The following is an 18,401-nucleotide window of genomic DNA, read 5'->3' as shown; positions in this document are numbered from 1 at the left end:
CGCGTGGGTCTCTATGGACGCGGCGGCGGCTCCACGCCGTCGCCCCAGTCCCAGCGCCGGGCGGCGGCGAAAGCCGGCTTGTCGCGGCGGGGAATGCTGATCGAGGCTGCGGTCCCATCGGCCAGGCACAGCTTGGCCGTCGTCGCGATCTTCGTCACCATCGGCGGTGCCAGGACGCGCGCGGCCGGGCGGTGCGTGGCGGGCTGGCGTGTCAGGGCGATGAAGCTGAACTTCTCGTCCTCGAACGGCACATCCGCGCCCTTCAGCTCGCGATGCGCCCGCGACCGCGCCAGCCGCTGGACGAAGTGGCACCAGTCCGGCGCGATCAGCGGACACGCCGCCGCATGCGGGCAGGGGGCCGCCACATGAGCGCCTGTTGCGATCAACTGGTCACGGGCCGCGATGATGCGCTGATAACCGGCGGGCGTACCGGGCTCGACGATGAGCAACGTTTGGTTCGTCTTTTCCCACAGCAGGTCGATGACCGCCGTACGCTCCACGTCGCTCAGCTCATTGATCATGTAGCTCGCGATCACGAGATCAGCGCTCTCGGCACGATCGAGCAGGCCGCGTGCAGCGCCCAGCGCGTAGGTCATATCGCGGCTGCGCAGCCCATCCTCGGCCAACGAGAGCGCCAGGGTGCGCAAGGCAGGATTCGCATCAATGGCGTTGACCGATGTCAGCGAGGAGAACGCTTCGGCGGCCGCGAAGCTGGCTGTGCCCGGCCCCGCGCCGACATCGAGCAGAGAAGATGGAGCGAACTCCGGGCTCGCCTGCATCAAGGCATTCAGGCTCGCAGCCACCGCGGCATACGTCGCCGGCATCCGCACGGTGGCATAGGCGATCGCGTCGGCGTCGGTGGTGATCGCTCCGGAATTGCCGCCGCTGCGGTAGGTGTCGGAGATACGCGCAGCGCGGGCTGCTGCATCCTGCCGCGACAGACCATGCAGCCTGGCTTCCAGGCTCGCCTTCAGCGCGGCGGGCAGATCGGGAGAGATCATCGTCCTCTCCATGCGTCATCCCGGGCGCCGCGCGAGCGGCGGTCCGGAGGGACGAAGCAGCGTCACGCCACCTGCTGGTCGAGGATCTTCACGGCCTCGTCGAGCGCGACCGAGACCAGCTGCGACACGCCGCGCTCGGCCATGGTGACGCCGAACAGCCGGTTCATGCGCGCCATGGTGATCGGGTTGTGGGTGATGATGATGAAGCGGGTCTCGGTCGAGCCCTTCATCTCATGCAGCAGATTGCAGAAGCGTTCGACGTTGTGGTCGTCGAGCGGCGCGTCGACCTCGTCCAGCACGCAGATCGGCGAGGGGTTGGTCAAGAACACAGCGAAGATCAGCGCCATCGCCGTCAGTGCCTGCTCGCCGCCCGACAGCAGCGACAACGTCTGCGGCTTCTTGCCCGGCGGCTTGGCGATGATCTCGAGGCCGGCCTCGAGCGGATCGTCGCTCTCGATCAGGTGCAATGCGGCCTCGCCGCCGCCGAACAGCTCGGTGAACAGCCGCTTGAAGTGGTCGTTGACGGTCTCGAACGAGGACTGCAGGCGCTCGCGCGCCTCCTTGTTGAGGCTCTGGATGCCCTGGCGCAGCCGCTTGATGGCCTCGACCAGGTCGTCGCGCTCGGTTGTCAGCGCGGTGTGCGAGCCCTCGACTTCGGTGAGCTCTTCCTCGGCGCGCAGGTTGACCGCGCCGAGACGCTCGCGATCCCTACGCAGCTTCTCCAGGCTGTCCTCGATCTCGTGCAGCGGCGGCAGCTGCGTGTCCGGGCCGATCTCGGCCATCGCGGCAACCGCATTCGGCTCGCATTCGAGCATGTCGTGGATCTCGCGCTCGACGTCGGCGACGCGGCGCTTGGCGCTCTCCAGCCGCTCCTCGGCGCGGGCGGCGGCCTCGCGCGACTTCGACAGCGCTTCCAGCGACGCCTTGGCGGCGCGGTCGGTGTCGCCCATCGCGGTCTCGGCCTCGGCCAGCGCGTCGGCGGCGACCTGGCGCTCCTCCTCGGCGATCGCGAGTTCGTCGATCAGCGCGCTGCGCTTCTCGGCAAAGATCTCCGGCGCGTTGTCGAGCTCGGCGCGCTCGTCCCGGACCTCGGCGATGCGCGCCTCGATGGTGGCGATCTGCGAGCCGGCGCCGCGGATGCGGTTGAACCAGTCGTTGCGCTCGTTGATGATCGCCTGCACGCGGCGGTCGGCCAACTCGGCCTCGCGGGCCAGTGCCTGAGCTTCCGCACGCACCTGCGCCGCGGCACGGCGCTTGGTCTCGATCTCGGCGCGCACGGCGGCGAGCCGGCCGTCGGCCTCGGTGGTCGCCGGCAGCCCCTCGATCGCCTCCAGCGCATTCTCATGCAGCTCGGCGATCTCGGCGCGGTCATGGGCCAGACGCGTGGAGGCCTCGACCAGCGCGGACTTGCGCGCCGAATGGCGGTTGATCTCGCGCTCGGCATTGGCGTGGCGCTCGCGCGCCGAATTGACCTCGCGCTGGGCGGCGCGCCAAGCTTCGCGCGCGGCGCTCTCGGCTGCGGTCGCGGCCTTCACCTCGGCCTCGGCGCTTTCCAGCGCCTGGCGCTTGCTGGCAGCATCGATGCGCGCCTGCTCCAGCTCGGCCTCGATGTCGATCAGGCGGGCGCGCTCGGCGAGACGGCGGGCGGCGCCGGTCGGCGCATGCGCGGCGGCGATGAAGCCATCCCAGCGCCAGACGTCGCCTTCCGGCGACACCAGCCGCTGACCAGTGCGCAGCTGCGACACCAGTTGTGCGCCACGATCGCGCGACACCACGCCGATTTGCGCCAGACGGCGCGACAGCTCCGGCGGTGCCTGCACATACGCGGCCAACGGCTCGACGCCGTCCGGCAGCGCGGGATCGGTGACCTCGGCGCCGGCGACGGTCCAATGCATCGGCGCTGACGCATCGACGGGCGCGTCGAGATCGTCTCCGAGCACGGCGCCGAGCGCCTTCTCATAGCCCTTGGCGACCGTGACGCCGTCGATGATCGGCGGCCACAGATTCTTGGTCTCGCTGTTCACCATCTTGGAGATGGTGCGCGCCTCAGTTTCCAGCCGCTGCGCGCGCTTCTCGGCTTCCGCCAGCGGCGCCCGCGAGGCTTCGAGCTTCTGGCGCGCGGCGGCCTGCGCGGCCTCGTTGGTCTGCACGGCGGCTTCAGCTTGCGCTTCGGCCTCTTCAGCCGCTTCGAGCGCGGCCGCGAGCGTATCGAGATCGCCGAGATGGGCGGTCTCCTGCGCCAGACGCTCCTCGTCGGCGCGGACATTGGCGATGTCCTGGTCGAGGCGGGCGAGGCGGTCGCGATGGCTGCGGACGTTGGCCTCGAGCTGGTTGCGACGCGCGGTGAGATCGGCGAGCTGCGTCGTCAGCTCGGTGAACTGGCGCTCGGTCTCGGTCAGCAGCGCCTCGGCCTCGGCGACGCGCTCGTCGACGCCGCTGCGCATCTCGACGCGCGCCTTGATCTCTTCCTTCAGCTCCGCGTCTTCGGTCTCGAGACGCTGCAGGGCAACCTGGGCATCCTGGTTCTGCTGCTGCTCGCGCGCGACGTCGGCGGTGAGCTGCATCAGGCGGCGGTCGAGCTCGCCGGCGCGCTCCTTGGCGCGCACCTCCTCGCGGTCGAGCAGGTCGCGGGCATTCTTCAGCCGCTGCATCGTCGCGGCCGCACGGGCCTCGGCCTCGCGCAGCGCCGGCAGATGCGACGAGCGGATCGCCTGGATGCGGGCCGATTCGGCCTGCTCGCGCGTCCGCTCGGCCATCTCGCGCACGGCGACGTCGTGCGTATGCGCGGCGTCGTTGAGATCGGCATGCGCGCCCATCCAGCGCAGATGATAAAGCGTGGCTTCCGCCTTGCGCACCTTGGCGGCGACCTCGCGGTAGCGGATCGCCTGGCGCGCCTGCTTGCGCAGGCCTTCCATCTGGCCGGAGAGCTGGCCGATGACGTCCTCGACGCGCAGCAGATTCGTTTCGGCCGCCTTCAGCCGCAGCTCCGCCTCGTGGCGGCGGGCATGCAGGCCGGCGACGCCGGCGGCGTCTTCCAGCACGCGGCGGCGCTGCTCGGGCTTGGCTTGGATGATCTCGCCGATCTTGCCCTGGTGGACGAGGGCCGGCGAACGCGCGCCGGTGGCGGCGTCGGCGAACAGGATCTGCACGTCGCGGGCGCGCACGTCGCGGCCGTTGATGCGATAGACCGAGCCGGCCTCGCGCTCGATGCGGCGCGAGATTTCGAGAATGTCGCGGTCGTTCACGGCGGCCGGCGCGGTGCGATCGCTGTTGTCGATCGTCATCACCACTTCGGCGTGGTTGCGCGACGGACGCGTGTTCGAGCCGGAGAAGATCACCGCGTCCATGTCGGCGGCGCGCAGCGATTTGTGCGAGGTCTCACCCATCGCCCAGCGCAGCGCCTCGACCAGATTCGACTTGCCGCAGCCGTTCGGACCGACGACGCCGGTGAGGCCGGGTTCGATCACGAAGTCAGTCGGTTCGACGAACGTCTTGAAACCGTGAAGACGAAGACGCGTGAGTTTCATGCACAGATTCTCTGTTGGCGGGAAACGAATCTCACAGCCCCGACAATACCATGAATGGCAGAGTCAAAGTGACTTGAGTCGCCGTTGCGCCCCATTCTGAGGGCGGGACAATGGCGACGCCGGTCCGTGAGGGCAACCCGCTCGCCCCGCTTTTCCAAGGCTTTCTCGACCGAATCAGCCCACCAAACAGAAGCGGCCCCACGAAGGGGCCGCACTGTGTCTCGTTTGACTCAGTGATTCGGATCAGCTCTTCAGAAGCGGGTTGATGCGCTTCTGAAACTCCTCGATCGAGGATTCGCCTTTGATCTTCTCGCCGTTGATGAAGAAGGTCGGCGTCGAATCAACTTTAAGAATGTCGCTGGCGTATTTCTGGTCGGCGGCGATCTTGTCGAGCAGCGCCTGGTCCTTGAGGCAGGCTTCGACCTGCTGCTGGCTGAGCCCGGCCTGCTTGCCGATCCGGGTCAGGGTCTCCGTGGTGTTCTTGACCACCCAGTCGTTCTGCGAACGGAACAGCATGTCGGTGACCGCAAAATACTTCTGCGCGTCGTCCTTGGCGATGCAGCGCGTCAGCATCGAGCCGGCGGCGGCTTTGATGTCGAGCGGGAACTCGCGGAAGATGTAGCGGATCTTGCCGGTATCGATGTATTCGGCCTTCAGCTTCGGGAACACGGTCGCGTTGAACGCCGCGCAATGCGGGCAGGTCATCGAGGCGTATTCGACGATGGTCACGGCGGCGTCCGCAGGGCCGAGGCCCATGTCCGGCAGCGACTGCGGCTTGGCGACGTCGGCCGCGGTCTGCGCGAAGGCCTCCGGGATCAAGGCCTCCGAGATCAACCGCAGCGGCGAGAAGCCGGCCAGCGCGGCGAGGCCGGTCAACGACAGGGCGGCGGTGAAGGCGCGGCGGGTGATGATCAAGGCTCTGCTCCAAAATGGGCGCCTGAGGCGCCTGAAACGCTCATAACGTGGCTTTTCGCTAGCTTGAAACCCAGTCTGAGGCAATGCCGGGCCTCAAAGCGGGATCGACGCGAAAGCGTCAATTTCGCTTGATGGCGGCGCCCAGCCGGGCCAGCGCGTCGCGCAACGCGTCGTCCTCGATCGCGGTCAGGGTCGAGGCCACCTTGGCCACCTTCTTCGGATCGGGCGGCGCCGGGCGGCGCTTCACCGGCGGCCGGGTCAGCGGTCCCTGGCGCAGCGCCAGCTTGCCGACCGCATGCCAGCCGAAGAAGCGGTTCACCCGCTCCAGGATGACATCAGACGAATGCTGGATCTCCAGCGCCATCGGCCCCTCGACGCGCAGGATGAGGGTCGCCGGCTCCTGCGGCTGGCCCTCCACCGGCCGCGGCCATTGCATCTTCAACGGCTGGGCATGCTCGGCGATCTCGCGGCCGGCAATCTCCGGCCAGCGGGTCACCAGTTCACGCGCGGCAAAACCCTGTTTGGCATAGGCGGCGGTCAGCACGTCGCCCATCATTAGCGCGAGAGGCTTTGCGGTGAGGCGGCCGGGCTTTGCCATGATGAACGGGGTCTCGTGGTGCTTGTCGTCAATCCCGGCGCGAAGAAAGCCGTGGACGAGCCAGCTGTTCCGCAGGCGACGATGGCTCATGACGTACTAGATTAAGCCAATGGTGTCATCAGCCCTTCCTGCCAAGCGCAAGAGCCAGCAAGACAATCACGGGCACGCCGAACGCCCGGCGCAGCTGCTCGCGTGGTACGACCGCCACCGTCGGCGGCTGCCGTGGCGCGCGCCGGCCGGGCAGCGCTCCGACCCGTACCGGGTCTGGCTGTCGGAGATCATGCTGCAGCAGACCACGGTGAAGGCGGTCGGGCCGTATTTCGAGAAATTCCTGGCGCGCTGGCCGGATGTCTCGGCGCTCGGCAGCGCCGATCTCGAGGACGTGCTGCGGATGTGGGCCGGGCTCGGCTATTACTCGCGGGCGCGCAACCTGCACGCCTGCGCCGTGACAGTGCTGCGCGAGCATGGCGGCGTGTTCCCGAACACGGAAGAGGGCCTGCGCAAGCTGCCCGGCATCGGCCCGTACACGGCGGCCGCGATCGCGGCGATCGCGTTCGACCGCCAGACGATGCCGGTGGACGGCAACATCGAGCGCGTGACGACGCGGCTGTTCAGAATCGAGGAGGCGCTGCCGCAGGCCAAGCCGCAGATCCAGGCGCTCGCCGCGACCCTGCTCGGCCCGTCCCGCGCCGGCGACAGCGCCCAGGCGCTGATGGACCTCGGCGCCACCATCTGCACGCCGAAGAAGCCGGCCTGCGTGCTGTGCCCGCTGAACGAGGACTGCGCGGCGCGCCAGCGCGGCGACCAGGAGACGTTCCCGCGCAAGGCGGCGAAGAAGACCGGGACGCTCCGGCGCGGAGCAGCCTTCGTCGTTGTCAGAGGCGACGAGCTGCTGGTGCGCTCGCGCCCCGCCAAGGGCCTGCTCGGCGGCATGACCGAGGTTCCGTGCTCGGAGTGGCTGGCCGGCCAGGAGGACGATGAGGCCCTCGCGCAAGCGCCTCAGCTTGCGAGCGTCAAGCGCTGGCATCGCAAGCTCGGTGTCGTCACCCACGTCTTCACGCACTTTCCGTTGGAGCTCGTGGTCTACACCGCGACCGTGCCGGCCCGGACGCGCGCCCCCGACGGCATGCGCTGGGTGAAGATTGCCACGCTCGACGGCGAGGCGCTGCCCAACGTGATGCGCAAGGTCGTCGCGCATGGGCTCGGGGAGTGAGGCAGCGCTTCGCGTGTAGTTTGTAGTCGGGTGGGCAAAGGCGCGCCCCGAAAGCTTCTAAGCTGGCCGAGATGCCTCTCGTGCCGTGCCCACCATTGTATCAGCGAGTCCGCCGCAACATGGTGGGCACGCCGCCGCCTCCGGCGGCCGCTTTGCCCACCCTACGGCGCTACAACCTCCACCGTCGTCCCGGCCTTGAGCCGGGACCCATACCCCCAGGGAGCGGTTTGAGGCACGCTGGTCATTGGCCTTTTGCCCATCACGACGGCTGCGGCGTATGGATCCCGGATCAGCGCCACGACGCGCTGTTGCGCGCCGCGGCTTGTCCGGGACGACGGCGGAGGATGAGGCGCCGCTGCAGCTGCAGCCACCCTTGTCGTCCCGTCAAACTACATCGGAGCGTGAGGCCGACAGCGGGCCGCACGTCAGCGGCCTCGCTGCCTTTGCTTAGTTCGGCCTGGGCGCCTCCACCACGAGCGCCACGATCCGCCGCACCAGCGGCAGCACCGCGAGCAGGGTGGGGAACGCGACGACCCAGGAGATGGCCCATGCCGCGGGCCAGGTCGCGATGAACGCCGGCGTCGGCCCTAGGCTCTTCAGCGTCGCGATCGCGGAGACGACGAACGTCATCAGCACCGAAAGAGTGAAAGGCATGACGACGGCCGCATAGCGCGCCGGCAGTTTTCCGCGCGAACGCGGTCGATCAGATGATGTCATGATTGCGGTTCTAGAATTCGTCGGTCGATCACGGGCAACGCGTCCTGCATTCCTCCGGATCGAACCGATCCGTTGAATGCGTTGCCTGACGTGAGACGCTTACGGTGCGCATCAGCGCAGCGGCAACTTGATAGCGCGACAAGAAGCCGAGCGCCAGTCCAAAATCCGCGCGACCCTGCTGGAGATTGTGGCGGCGCTCAATCGCCGACTGGCTGGAGCAGGGTGGGCAAAGGCGTGTGACGCTGCTGTGAGTCAGCCGGGCTGTCTCCCGCGCCGTGCCCCCCATCGCGATTGGGACCCTGCCGCAAGACGGTGGGCACGCCACTGCCTCCAGCGGCCGCGTTGCCTATCCTACGATCCTTGCAGACGAAGGAGAGATCGATTCACGTTTCAAACAGCGGGCATGGCAGACAATCATCAGGAGCGACATGGCTGCGCGTTCTCGCGGCACATCATGCCCGAGGCTGGCCTCAGTCCATCCCTCGCAAACAGGCAGAGGGCGCAGGGAATGCCGGATGCTGGCCGCACCCATGGCCCGCCTGCAGACAAAAAAGCAGGCGGCAGTCACCACAGGTTCAGCCGAGAACACCCGGCATTCCCCGCGCGATGGTCTCACGCTTATACGCAGTCTCCCTGGTGCGCCGGCTTGTTGGCCACCATGCCGCGACGATGCTTGCGCATCGGGCGGGGGACACCAGCTTCGGGGTGTCAGGACGCTGCGACTTCACGTCCGCAAGACATCGTTCGTCGGCGCCCTCGTTGCCGAAGACGCTGCGATCTCTCGCGGCCACCGCATCCCGGCCTCGCGTGTCGTGACGATCGCGCGCTACGCCCCTCTCGTTGAGGCGGGACGAACGGGAGATAATCATGATTTCCGATAAATAGCAAGAAGATTATTTTTAGCAGAATGAAGCCGCGGCGTCGGGGCGATCCCGCGAGGCAAATGGCTGCGTATCTGTTTCGTGACCACGGCACTGAATCTTTTTCATTGCCCAGCGAAAGCAGATGTAGATAATCTGAGATTGTACTGCTTCGCTTTGCATCTTTTGTGTGCGGCGCGAACAAGCGCTGCGGGGCAAGGACAAGGAAGAGTCATCGATCAATGGCTCGGACCAACACGAGCTTCGCCAGAACAAGATCATATGAGGGGAGGGACGCATGACGAATGCTGTTGTCTCACGTCGTTCGCTGCTGGGTGCCGGCGCGGCCGCAGGATTCTATGGATTGACGGGAATGACCAGCTCTCCCGTTCTCGCCAAGGGGCCGTTCCTGAACACGCAGGTGCCGACGTTCTTCCGCTTCAAGCTCGGCACGGCCGAGGCGACGATCATCTCGGACGGCATCCTGCCGCTCGGCGATCCCCATGCCGCGTTCCTCGGCATCTCGCCCGGCGAACTCGATTCGATGCTGACCAACAACTTCCTGCCGACCGGCGCGGCGACGCTGGAGCAGAACATCCTGGTGCTCAACACCGGCGACAAGATCATCATCTTCGACAACGGTATGGGCGTCTCGAAACTTTTCGGCGACACCACCGGCAAGATGCTGCTGACCTTGAAGCAGGCCGGCATCGACGCCAAGGATGTCGATGCGCTCGTGATGACGCATGCCCATATCGATCATTGCGGCGGCGTGATCGGCCCCGACGGCAAGCCGAGCTTCCCGAACGCCGAGCTGTTCATCTCAGAGGCCGACTTCACCTACTGGACCGATGAGGCCAAGGTCGGCCCGAATTACAAGGCGTTCTACGAGCAGGCGGTGCGAAATCTCGTGCCGGTCAAGGACCGCATCACCTTCGTCAAGGACGGCCAGGAGTTCCTGCCGGGCGTGCAGGCGATGTTCACGCCGGGGCACACGGTCGGGCACACCATCTTCCTGATCCAGTCCGGCAAGGAGCAGCTCTGCTACATCGGCGACATCTCGCATCACCCGGTGCTCTTGATCGAAAAGCCGCTGATCGAATTCGCTTACGATACCGATCCGAAGCAGGCGGCCAAGACCCGCGTCCGCGTGCTCGACATGCTCGCCACCAACCGCATCCGGACGCTCGGCTATCACTTCCCATGGCCGGGGATCGGGCACATCGGCAAGGCCGGCGACGGCTTCCGTTACTTCCCGACGGCCGTGCATACAATGGATGTGGCGCCGCTCTGAGCGGCGCTCCTGGCGGTCTCTGGACACTACTGACGCGACGGGGTGCGCCCGCGCCTTGCGGGCGCTTGCGCAAGCGTGCGGCCGGTCGCCGGCAACAACGATGCAAAGCAGGAGGTGCCAGTGCGCGTGGGGCGGAGGTCTTGGAACTGGGGTCCGTTGTGTGCCGGTGCTCTTGCCGGATTAGGCCTGCTCACGCAAGCTACGCTGGTCCATGCCGGGCCGGGCGTCGATTGGCCGGCTTACAACAACGACTACATGGGCCAGCGCTATCAGCGGCTCAAGCAAATCAACACCAAGAACGTGGCCGAGCTGAAAGAAATCTGCCGCGTCCAGTTGCAGGAGGGCTGCCCGTTCCAGACCGGCCCGGTCGTGATCGACGGCGTGATGTATCTGACGACGGCGCGGCTGACCTTCGCGCTGGATGCCGCGACCTGCAAGGAGAAATGGCGGCACGCACATGAGTCCGCGCGCGAGGATGTCTGGCCGGTCAATCGGGGCGTCGCCGTCATCAATGGCCGCGTCATTCGCGGCACGCCCGACGGCCATCTGCTCGCGCTGGATGCGCAGAGCGGCGCGCTGATCTGGCAGAACATGGTCGGCGAGTCCCTGCTCGGCGAGTTCCTGTCGGGCGCGCCGGTCGGCTGGAACGGCCTCGTCTTCACCGCCACCGCAGGTTCCGACTGGGGCGTGCGCGGCCGCGTGATGGCATTCGACGTGTTGACCGGGCGCGAGGTCTGGCGCTTCGACACCATTCCGACCGGCGACCAGCCGGGCGCGGAGACCTGGCAGAACAAGAAGTCGGCGCTGACCGGTGGCGGCGGCTCGTGGTCGACCTTGTCGCTCGACATCACCACCGGCGAATTGTTCGTGCCGGTCGGCAATCCCGCGCCGGACATGTTCCCGGAATATCGGCCGGGCGACAATCTCTATACGGACTCGCTCGTGGTGCTCGATGCCCGCACCGGCGCGTTGAAATGGTATCATCAGGTCAAGGCCAATGACGGCATCGACCACGATCTCGGCGCCGCGCCGACCTTGTTCCGCTCGCCCGATATCCAGGACATCGTCGTGTTCGGCGGCAAGGACGGCTTCGTCACGGCCATCGACCGCGCCACGCGCAAGCCGATCTATCGCACGGCCGTCACGACCATCGACAACGTGACGGCGCGGCCGACGGAAGCCGGCGTCCATGTCTGTCCGGGCCTGCTCGGCGGCGTCGAATGGAACGGCGGCAGCTATGACCCGGTCAACGGCTCGATCTATTTTGGCGCGGTCGACTGGTGCGGCACCTTCAAGAAGGGCGACGCGAAATATGTCGCGGGCGAGTTCTTCTTCGGCGGCGAGCCGACGCTCGATCCGCCGGACCAGGCCGCCGGCTGGGTCACCAGCCTGAACGCGGTCAGCGGCGAGGTGAAATGGAAATACAAGGCGGCCAAGCCGGTGGTCAGCGGCATCACGGCGACATCGGGCGGTCTCGTCTTCGGCGGCGACACCGGCGGCAATTTCTTCGCGCTCGACAGCCAGACCGGCAAGCCGCTGTATCAACTGGCGACGCAGGGCATGATCGCCGGCGGCGTCGTCACCTATCAGACCGGCGGCAGGCAATACGTCGCGCTGACCTCCGGCAACGTCTCGCGGGTCACCTTCGGCGAACTCGGCAACCCGACGCTGATCATCCTGGGATTGCCGAATTGAGTGAGCGCACTCTCGCCTCTGTCGTCGTTCCGGGGCGCGCGCAGCGCGAGCCCGGAACCCATACCCACAGGATGTCGTGTGGGGCACGCGCGCGGTGGGCATCTCGCCTCACAGCTGATGTCGTGGCTATGGATTCCGGGCTCATTCGCGCTGTTTCAAAATGGCTTCGCCATTTTGCGCGCGAATGCCCTGGAATGACGAAACAACTTGGACCATCGGCGCTTCGGACAGTCGCACAGCAATCGAAGGAGGTGAGAGTTAAAGTGGCGCGTCGATCGCGAATGCGTGCGCCAGCCTTGTGTTGGATCCTGAGCGGAAGCGCGCTCGTGGTCGCGTGCGACCTCGCCTTCGCCGGTCCGGCCTCCGATCTCGGCGAAGCCCAGTTCAAGAAATCCTGCGCGATGTGCCATTCGCTGGAGCCCGGCCGCAACAAGCTCGGGCCGTCGCTGTTCGGCGTGCTCGGCCGCAGGGCCGGCACGGTGGCCGGATTCAGTTACTCCTCGGCTAACAAGAGCTCCGGCCTGGTCTGGACGCGCGAGACGCTCGACGTCTATCTGGCCGATCCGCAGACGATGGTGCCGGGCACGCTGATGGCGTTTCCCGGCGTCAAGAATGCCGCCGATCGCGAGGCGCTGGTCGAGTTCCTCGCCAGCCAGCATGAATGACAGGCGCGCACGGGCAGGGGTGGACGGCTCGAGCCGGCGCCGCTACGGTCCGCCGTCATTTTCGAGGGGGTCACCATGCTCAAGCTCTATGTCGCGCCAGGCACCTGCGCGCTTGCCTCACACATCGCGCTCGCCGAGGCCGGCGCCGCCTACACGGTTGAGAAGCTCAGCTTCAAGACCAACCAGCAGAACAGCCCGGACTATCTCGCGATCAATCCGAAGGGCCGCGTGCCGGCGCTGGTGACGGAGCAGGGCATCCTGACCGAGACGCCCGCCATGCTCGCTTATATCGCGCAGCGCTTCCCGGAGGCGCAGCTTGCGCCGCTCGACGACATCTTCGCCTTCGCGGAAGTGCAGTCCTTCACCGCCTATCTCTGCTCGACGGTCCACATCGCCCATGCGCACAAGATGCGCGGCCATCGCTGGGCCAACGAGGAGTCGTCTTTCGCCGACATGAAGAGGAAGGTGCCGGAGACGATGAGCGCCTGCTTTTCGCTGATCGAAGGCAAGATGCTGCGTGGTCCCTTCGTGATGGGCGAGCAGTACACGATCTGCGATCCCTATCTGTTCACGATCGCACAATGGCTGGAAGGCGACAGCGTCGACATCAACGCCTTCCCGAAGGTCGCCGACCACTCCAAGCGCATGGCCGAACGGCCGGCGGTGAAGCAGGCGTTCGCCGAACTGGCCTGACGAGCGCGTCTGCGTCGTGCGGCGGCGGCTCATGAGGCCGCCGTTTTTCGCACAGGCCCGCCGCCGAGCTCGCGGCCGGTCTGCAGCATCAGCGTGCGCAGCCAGATCGAGCCCGGCTCGACCTGGGCGCGGGTCGGATAGAACATGTACTGCTCGTCGACGCCGGGATCGAGCGGCGGCGCAACGGTCGCCAGCGCCAGGGGCCGCGCCAGCGCCGAGATCAGGCGGCGCGGCACGAAGGCGACGAGGTCGGTGCGCGCGGCGACATGCAGCGCCTCGATATAGCTCGGCAGCACCAGCGCGATCCGCCGCTCCCAGCCCTTGCTGCGCAGCCAGTTGTCGATCAGGTCCTCGCTCTGGCCGCGCAGCACGACGGCGACATGCCGCGCCGACAGGAACGTCTCGCGCTTCGAAAGACGCGCGCCGGCCGGATGGCCGCGCCGCACCGCCAGCGCGTCGCTGTCGGTGTAGAGCAATTGGCGGTGAAAGCCTTTGAATGCGTTGCCGATCGAGATCACCAGGTCGATGGTGCGCGCGAACTCGGCGTGGAAGATGGCGGGCCCTCGCCACGGCACGACGTCGATGCGGATGTTGGGCGCCGCGCGCGTCACCTTGGCCATCAGCGACGGCATCAGCAGCTCGACCGCGAGATCGGGCATCATCAGCCGGAACTGGCGCTCGCTGCGGCCGGCGTCGAAGACATCGGGCGTGAACAGGCCGCGCACCTGGTCCAGCGCCAGCGCGAGCGGCGCCTGCAGCGCGAGCGCCCGCGGCGTCAGCTCCATGCGCGCGCCGGTCCGCACCAGCAGGGGATCGCCGAGCAGATCGCGTAGCCGTTGCAGCGCATGGCTGGTCGCCGGCTGCGACAGGCCGATCCGCAACGCCGCGCGGCTGACGCTGCTCTCGCGGAGCAAAGCGTCCAGCGCCACCAGCAAATTGAGATCGAGCGCGGCCAAATTCATCAGGCGAATGGATATCATATTTCATATCGATTGGAAGAATGCCCGGCCGTGCTCCATCCTCCCCGTCGTATCCGGGAAATTCAGGAGGAACGATCTCATGACCGCCAGCGCCAACAAGCAATGGATGCAGGAGCTGCTCGCGAAGGCCGCCGCCGGCGACCGCGCGGCCTATCTTTCGGCGATCGCCGACGACGTCACCATGGTGATCACGGGGCAGTATTCATGGTCGCAGACCATCAGGGGCAAGGAGGCGCTGTTGCGCAATCTCCATGGCCACCTCGCCAGCCTGCTGGCGGAGGGCCGCCGCACCGTTCCCCACCGCTTCATCGCCGAGGATGATCTCGTCGTGGTCGAAGGCAAGGGGGAGATGCGCACCAAGGCCGGGCAGGCCTACAACAACGACTACTGCCTGATCTTTCGCCTGCATGAGCGGCGCATCGTCGAGATCCGCGAATATTGCGATTCCGCACTGACGGAGGCGGTGCTGGGATCGTACCCAGCGTCGCTGCGGCAGGCGAACTGATGGCAAGAGCCGGGGGAGACGCACCGATGAGCACCGTGGACACCACGAGCCGGCACAACAAGCAGATCGTGCAGCACGTCTTCGACGAACTGGCCAGGAGCAACCCGCAGCCGCTGCTGGCGCATCTCGCGGACGATTTCCGTTTCGTCATCATGGGCAGCGGATCGTGGTCGCGCAGCTATGACGGCAAGGAGACCGTTCTCGCCGAATTGTTCGCGCCGCTGCGGGCGCGGCTCGGCCGCATCACCACCATCCCGGTACGGCTGATCGCGGACGGCGACCACGTCGTGGTCCAGGCGCGCGGCCGCAACACGACCACCGATGGCCGCGCCTATGAGAACGACTATTGCAACGTGCTCCGGCTCGACAATGGCCGCATCACCGAATGGGTGGAGTATTGCGACACGCTGTTGATCGAGACCGCGCTGGGGCCGCCACCGTCGGCGGCCCTGCGCGACGACCGCTGAGGCGGCGACCGGAACCCGGCGCGGCAGGGCCGCATCATCGTGCCAGAAAAAAGCGAGCTGGAGCGGGAACCCACCCGTTCCAGTGACGTTGCATGAGGCCGTGGCGCGCCTGCGGCCCCTTTCCTTTTTCTGAGCCCCTTGATGTCGCTGGCAGCCATTTCCGATGACCCATTTCTCGCTGACGGCAACGAGGGCATTCGCGACAGATTGAGGGCCGCCACGGCAGCGGCTCACCATGCCCTCGATGAGCGCCTCAGCCGCTTCGACCTGACGACCACCGCGGATTATCGCCGGTTCCTGCAGGCGAGCGCGGCCGCGCTGCTGCCGCTGGAGCAGATGCTCGACCGCGCCGGTGCCGGCGCGATGCTCGGCGACTGGACCCGGCGGCGGCGCTCGGAGGCGATCTGCGCCGATCTCGCCGAGCTCAACGGCCGCGCCGCTCCGATGGAGCTGCCAGCCCGGCCGCTCGACCGTTCCGCCGTCCTCGGCACGCTCTATGTCCTGGAAGGGTCGCGTCTCGGCGCCGTGTATCTGCTGCGCATCGTGGCGGCGTCGCCCGATCCCCGGGTGCGACGCGCCACGCGCTATCTGCGTCATGGCGCCGGGCAGGGGCTGTGGCGCAGCTTCCTGTCGGTGCTTGCCGCAGAGCGGCTTCCGCCAGGCGAGGACATCAGGGTGATGACAAGCGCGCGCGAGGCGTTCGCGGTGTTTGCGACCGCGATGGCCGCATCATGAACGAGCCTGTCAACCTCACCAATTGCGATCGCGAGCCGATCCATGTCCCCGGCAACGTGCAGCCGTTCGGCTTCCTGCTCGCGCTGGTGTCCGACTTCACCATCTGCATGGCCTCGGAGAATGCGCCGGATTTCCTCGGCGGCGATCTCGGCTGGCTGCTGCACAGGCCGCTCGACGTCGTCCTCTCCGAGGCCGCGGTGGCGACGATCCGTGCGCGGGTCGACTATCTGAGCGGACCGGACGCGGTCGAGCGCGCGTTCGGCATCGATCTGCAAGGGCAGGGCCGGCTGTTCGATCTCGCGATCCACTTCTCGGGCGCCTACCTGGTGGTCGAGGCGGAGCCGAGCCTGATCGAGACCGGCGTCAATTCCGGCGAGCTGGTGCGGCTGATGCTGGGCCGCATCCGCAAGACGGCGGGCATGACCGAGCTTGCGCAGGAGGGCGCGCGCCAGCTCAAGCTCCTGACCGGCTTCGACCGCGTCATGGTGTATCGCTTCCATCCGGATGGGTCGGGCGAGGTCATCGCAGAAACCGCGGGCTCCGGCCTGGAGCCGTTCCTCGGCCTGCACTATCCGGCGTCCGACATTCCGCGCCAGGCGCGGCAGCTCTACCAGCGCAACTGGCTGCGCATCATCGCCGACATCAACGCCACGCCGTCGCCGCTGACGTCGATGCCGGCGCACAATGCCGGGCTGCTCGATCTGTCGATGAGCGTGCTGCGCGCGGTGTCGCCGGTCCACATCGAATATCTCCGCAACATGGGCGTGGCCGCCTCGATGTCGGTGTCGATCCTGCGCGACGGCAAGCTGTGGGGGCTGTTCGCCTGCCACCATTATTCGCCGCGCCATTTGTCGTTCGAAAAGCGCACCGCGGCCGAGCTGTTCGGGCAGATGTACTCCTGGCTGCTCGAGGCGCGCGAGCGCGAGACCGATGTCGCCTATGAAACGCGGGCGCATCAGATCCAGGAGCGGCTAATCGAGCGCGCCGCCGCGCTGGCGCACAGCAAGCGGGCGATCCTCGATTTCGTCGCCGACTACCGCCAGATGATCGAATGCGACGGCCTGGCCGTGTGGTCGGACGACGAGATCACGCTCGACGGCGAGACGCCGACCGAGGATGAGGTGCAGGACCTCATCGGCTTTATCAACCGGACATCGCCGGGCCGCATCTGCGCCAGCGCCGAGATCGCCAAGGTCTATGCGGCGGGCGAGGCGTTCCGCGATCGCGCCGCCGGATTCCTGGCGATCCCGATCTCGCGCGCGCCGCGCGATTGCCTGATCTTCTTCCGCCGCGAGGTGCTGCGCTCGGTCAATTGGGCCGGCGATCCTAACAAGACCTATGCCGAGGGTCCGCTCGGGCCGCGGCTGACGCCGCGCAAGAGCTTCGAACTTTGGCAGCAGACGGTGGCCGGCCAGTCGAAGCCATGGACCGCCGCGGACCTGCGCATCGCCGAGAGCCTGCGCGTCACGCTGCTGGAAGTCATCCTGCAATTGTCGGAGCTCGCCGCGCGCGAGCGCCGCGGCGCGCAGGAGCGGCAGGAGCTGATGATCGCCGAGCTCAATCACCGCGTTCGCAACATCCTCAGCCTGGTGCGCGGGCTGGTCGCGCAGAGCAAGGAGACGTCGACCTCTGTGGAGGACTTCGCCGCCGTGCTCGGCGGCCGCATCCAGGCCCTGGCGCGCGCGCATGACCAGATCACGAACCTGAACTGGGCCCCGGTCGCGCTGCGCTCGCTGCTCGAATCCGAAGCCGGCGCCTATCTCGGCTCGCGCGCAGGGCGTGTGCGCATGGAAGGCCCGGACGTCGCGCTCGACCCCAAGGCGTTTGCGACGCTCGCGCTCGTCGTGCACGAGATGATGACGAATTCGGCGAAATACGGCGCGCTGGCCGATTCGACCGGACAGGTCGAGGTGCTGTGGCGTCTCGACTCCGGGTCGAGCCTCGTCATCGACTGGAAGGAAAGCGGTGGGCCGCCGGTGCAGCCGCCGTCGCGGCGCGGCTTCGGCACCACCATCATCGAGCGTTCGGTGCCGTTCGATCTCAAGGGCGATGCCGAGATTCGCTTCGACCTTCTCGGCGTGCAGGCGCGCTTCGTCATCCCCGCCAATTTCGTGCAGATGGTGCAGGCGATGGGCGGGGCGCTGCTGCGTGTCGCGCCTGCGGAGGAGCAGACGCCGCGCCTGTCCGGCAACGTTCTCATCGTCGAGGACAATCTGATCATCGCGATGGGCGCCGAGGTGATCCTGCTCGAACTGGGCGCGCGCCATATCGATACGGCCGCATCGGTGAGCCAGGCGCTCAAGGCCATCGAGCGTGCGGTGCCGACCTTTGCGCTGCTCGACATCAACCTGGGCGCGGAGAGCAGCCTCCCTGTCGGGCACAAATTGAAGGAGCTCGGCGTGCCCTTCATGTTCGCCACCGGCTATGGCGAGCGCGCACCGATTCCCGCAGAGCTCTCGGACGCGCCGGTGATCCAGAAACCGTACACGCGCGAACTCGTCGAGAAGGCGCTGTCGAAGCTGACATGAACGGCGAT

15 protein-coding genes are annotated in these 18,401 nt (G+C 67.0%); 9 read left to right on the top strand and 6 right to left on the bottom strand.

The annotated features are described in order from the left end of the window. Positions 1 to 11: 11 nt before the first annotated feature. The 4 genes from ACQR1L_RS06290 to ACQR1L_RS06275 all read right to left on the bottom strand — a co-directional run bounded on the left by ACQR1L_RS06290 (position 12) and on the right by ACQR1L_RS06275 (position 6,041). Complete coding sequence (locus ACQR1L_RS06290) at positions 12 to 1,001, bottom strand: small ribosomal subunit Rsm22 family protein (protein ID WP_434857061.1); 990 nt, start codon at positions 999 to 1,001, stop codon at positions 12 to 14. 62 nt (positions 1,002 to 1,063) lie between these two features. Beyond that, the gene (smc, locus tag ACQR1L_RS06285) at positions 1,064 to 4,528 is read right to left on the bottom strand and encodes a chromosome segregation protein SMC (RefSeq protein WP_434857060.1); all 3,465 of its coding nucleotides are present in this window, start codon (positions 4,526 to 4,528) and stop codon (positions 1,064 to 1,066) included. 243 nt (positions 4,529 to 4,771) lie between these two features. Further along, the gene (locus ACQR1L_RS06280) at positions 4,772 to 5,443 is read right to left on the bottom strand and encodes a DsbA family protein (protein WP_434857059.1); all 672 of its coding nucleotides are present in this window, start codon (positions 5,441 to 5,443) and stop codon (positions 4,772 to 4,774) included. 118 nt (positions 5,444 to 5,561) lie between these two features. Beyond that, complete coding sequence (locus ACQR1L_RS06275) at positions 5,562 to 6,041, bottom strand: DUF721 domain-containing protein (protein ID WP_008963313.1); 480 nt, start codon at positions 6,039 to 6,041, stop codon at positions 5,562 to 5,564. Between the two features lie 109 nt (positions 6,042 to 6,150). On the opposite strand from ACQR1L_RS06275, the gene mutY reads away from it, so the two are divergent. Then, complete coding sequence (mutY, locus tag ACQR1L_RS06270) at positions 6,151 to 7,254, top strand: A/G-specific adenine glycosylase (RefSeq protein WP_434857058.1); 1,104 nt, start codon at positions 6,151 to 6,153, stop codon at positions 7,252 to 7,254. A 447-nt stretch (positions 7,255 to 7,701) separates the two neighbouring features. Here mutY and ACQR1L_RS06265 read toward each other — a convergent pair whose 3' ends face one another. Continuing rightward, the gene (locus tag ACQR1L_RS06265) at positions 7,702 to 7,971 is read right to left on the bottom strand and encodes a DUF2798 domain-containing protein (protein ID WP_434857057.1); all 270 of its coding nucleotides are present in this window, start codon (positions 7,969 to 7,971) and stop codon (positions 7,702 to 7,704) included. A gap of 1,158 nt (positions 7,972 to 9,129) precedes the next feature. Here ACQR1L_RS06265 and ACQR1L_RS06260 point away from each other — a divergent pair. The 4 genes from ACQR1L_RS06260 to ACQR1L_RS06245 all read left to right on the top strand — a co-directional run bounded on the left by ACQR1L_RS06260 (position 9,130) and on the right by ACQR1L_RS06245 (position 13,178). Next, the gene (locus tag ACQR1L_RS06260) at positions 9,130 to 10,125 is read left to right on the top strand and encodes an MBL fold metallo-hydrolase (RefSeq protein ID WP_434857056.1); all 996 of its coding nucleotides are present in this window, start codon (positions 9,130 to 9,132) and stop codon (positions 10,123 to 10,125) included. A gap of 156 nt (positions 10,126 to 10,281) precedes the next feature. Then, positions 10,282 to 11,820: a pyrroloquinoline quinone-dependent dehydrogenase gene (locus ACQR1L_RS06255; protein ID WP_434857055.1), complete on the top strand. Its 1,539-nt coding sequence runs from the start codon at positions 10,282 to 10,284 to the stop codon at positions 11,818 to 11,820. A 326-nt stretch (positions 11,821 to 12,146) separates the two neighbouring features. Further along, entirely contained in the window at positions 12,147 to 12,485 is a 339-nt protein-coding gene (locus ACQR1L_RS06250; protein ID WP_434857054.1) for a c-type cytochrome, read from the top strand. A gap of 75 nt (positions 12,486 to 12,560) precedes the next feature. Beyond that, entirely contained in the window at positions 12,561 to 13,178 is a 618-nt protein-coding gene (locus ACQR1L_RS06245) for a glutathione S-transferase family protein (RefSeq protein WP_434857053.1), read from the top strand. Positions 13,179 to 13,207: 29 nt separating this feature from the next. Here ACQR1L_RS06245 and ACQR1L_RS06240 read toward each other — a convergent pair whose 3' ends face one another. After that, on the bottom strand, positions 13,208 to 14,140 hold the full coding sequence (locus ACQR1L_RS06240; RefSeq protein WP_434857251.1) for a LysR family transcriptional regulator: 933 nt from the start codon (positions 14,138 to 14,140) through the stop codon (positions 13,208 to 13,210). A gap of 97 nt (positions 14,141 to 14,237) precedes the next feature. On the opposite strand from ACQR1L_RS06240, the gene ACQR1L_RS06235 reads away from it, so the two are divergent. The 4 genes from ACQR1L_RS06235 to ACQR1L_RS06220 all read left to right on the top strand — a co-directional run bounded on the left by ACQR1L_RS06235 (position 14,238) and on the right by ACQR1L_RS06220 (position 18,393). Continuing rightward, a complete protein-coding gene (locus tag ACQR1L_RS06235; RefSeq protein ID WP_434857052.1) occupies positions 14,238 to 14,663 on the top strand; it encodes a nuclear transport factor 2 family protein in 426 nt (141 codons plus the stop codon). A gap of 26 nt (positions 14,664 to 14,689) precedes the next feature. Then, positions 14,690 to 15,130, top strand: coding sequence for a nuclear transport factor 2 family protein (locus tag ACQR1L_RS06230; protein ID WP_434857051.1), 441 nt, complete (start codon positions 14,690 to 14,692; stop codon positions 15,128 to 15,130). A gap of 141 nt (positions 15,131 to 15,271) precedes the next feature. Next, the gene (locus ACQR1L_RS06225; protein WP_434857050.1) at positions 15,272 to 15,865 is read left to right on the top strand and encodes a biliverdin-producing heme oxygenase; all 594 of its coding nucleotides are present in this window, start codon (positions 15,272 to 15,274) and stop codon (positions 15,863 to 15,865) included. Beyond that, positions 15,862 to 18,393, top strand: a complete 2,532-nt coding sequence (locus tag ACQR1L_RS06220; protein WP_434857049.1) for an HWE histidine kinase domain-containing protein — start codon at positions 15,862 to 15,864, stop codon at positions 18,391 to 18,393. Before ACQR1L_RS06225 ends, ACQR1L_RS06220 begins: the two co-directional genes overlap by 4 nt. Positions 18,394 to 18,401 lie beyond the last annotated feature (8 nt).

The sequence above is a fragment of the Bradyrhizobium sp. HKCCYLR20261 genome (assembly GCF_051168435.1).
Taxonomy (GTDB): domain Bacteria; phylum Pseudomonadota; class Alphaproteobacteria; order Rhizobiales; family Xanthobacteraceae; genus Bradyrhizobium.
The sequence above is the reverse complement of the archived record's forward strand: the minus strand, read 5'-3'. Positions and strand labels throughout refer to the sequence as shown.

Bases quoted from the DNA above. Each gene is read 5' to 3' on its own strand.
- ACQR1L_RS06290 (WP_434857061.1), bottom strand. From the start codon at position 1,001: ATGATCTCTCCCGATCTGCCCGCCGCGCTGAAGGCGAGCCTGGAAGCC.
- smc (WP_434857060.1), bottom strand. From the start codon at position 4,528: ATGAAACTCACGCGTCTTCGTCTTCACGGTTTCAAGACGTTCGTCGAA.
- ACQR1L_RS06275 (WP_008963313.1), bottom strand. From the start codon at position 6,041: ATGGCAAAGCCCGGCCGCCTCACCGCAAAGCCTCTCGCGCTAATGATG.
- mutY (WP_434857058.1), top strand. From the start codon at position 6,151: ATGGTGTCATCAGCCCTTCCTGCCAAGCGCAAGAGCCAGCAAGACAAT.
- ACQR1L_RS06265 (WP_434857057.1), bottom strand. From the start codon at position 7,971: ATGACATCATCTGATCGACCGCGTTCGCGCGGAAAACTGCCGGCGCGC.
- ACQR1L_RS06260 (WP_434857056.1), top strand. From the start codon at position 9,130: ATGACGAATGCTGTTGTCTCACGTCGTTCGCTGCTGGGTGCCGGCGCG.
- ACQR1L_RS06245 (WP_434857053.1), top strand. From the start codon at position 12,561: ATGCTCAAGCTCTATGTCGCGCCAGGCACCTGCGCGCTTGCCTCACAC.
- ACQR1L_RS06240 (WP_434857251.1), bottom strand. From the start codon at position 14,140: ATGAATTTGGCCGCGCTCGATCTCAATTTGCTGGTGGCGCTGGACGCT.
- ACQR1L_RS06235 (WP_434857052.1), top strand. From the start codon at position 14,238: ATGACCGCCAGCGCCAACAAGCAATGGATGCAGGAGCTGCTCGCGAAG.
- ACQR1L_RS06230 (WP_434857051.1), top strand. From the start codon at position 14,690: ATGAGCACCGTGGACACCACGAGCCGGCACAACAAGCAGATCGTGCAG.
- ACQR1L_RS06225 (WP_434857050.1), top strand. From the start codon at position 15,272: ATGTCGCTGGCAGCCATTTCCGATGACCCATTTCTCGCTGACGGCAAC.
- ACQR1L_RS06220 (WP_434857049.1), top strand. From the start codon at position 15,862: ATGAACGAGCCTGTCAACCTCACCAATTGCGATCGCGAGCCGATCCAT.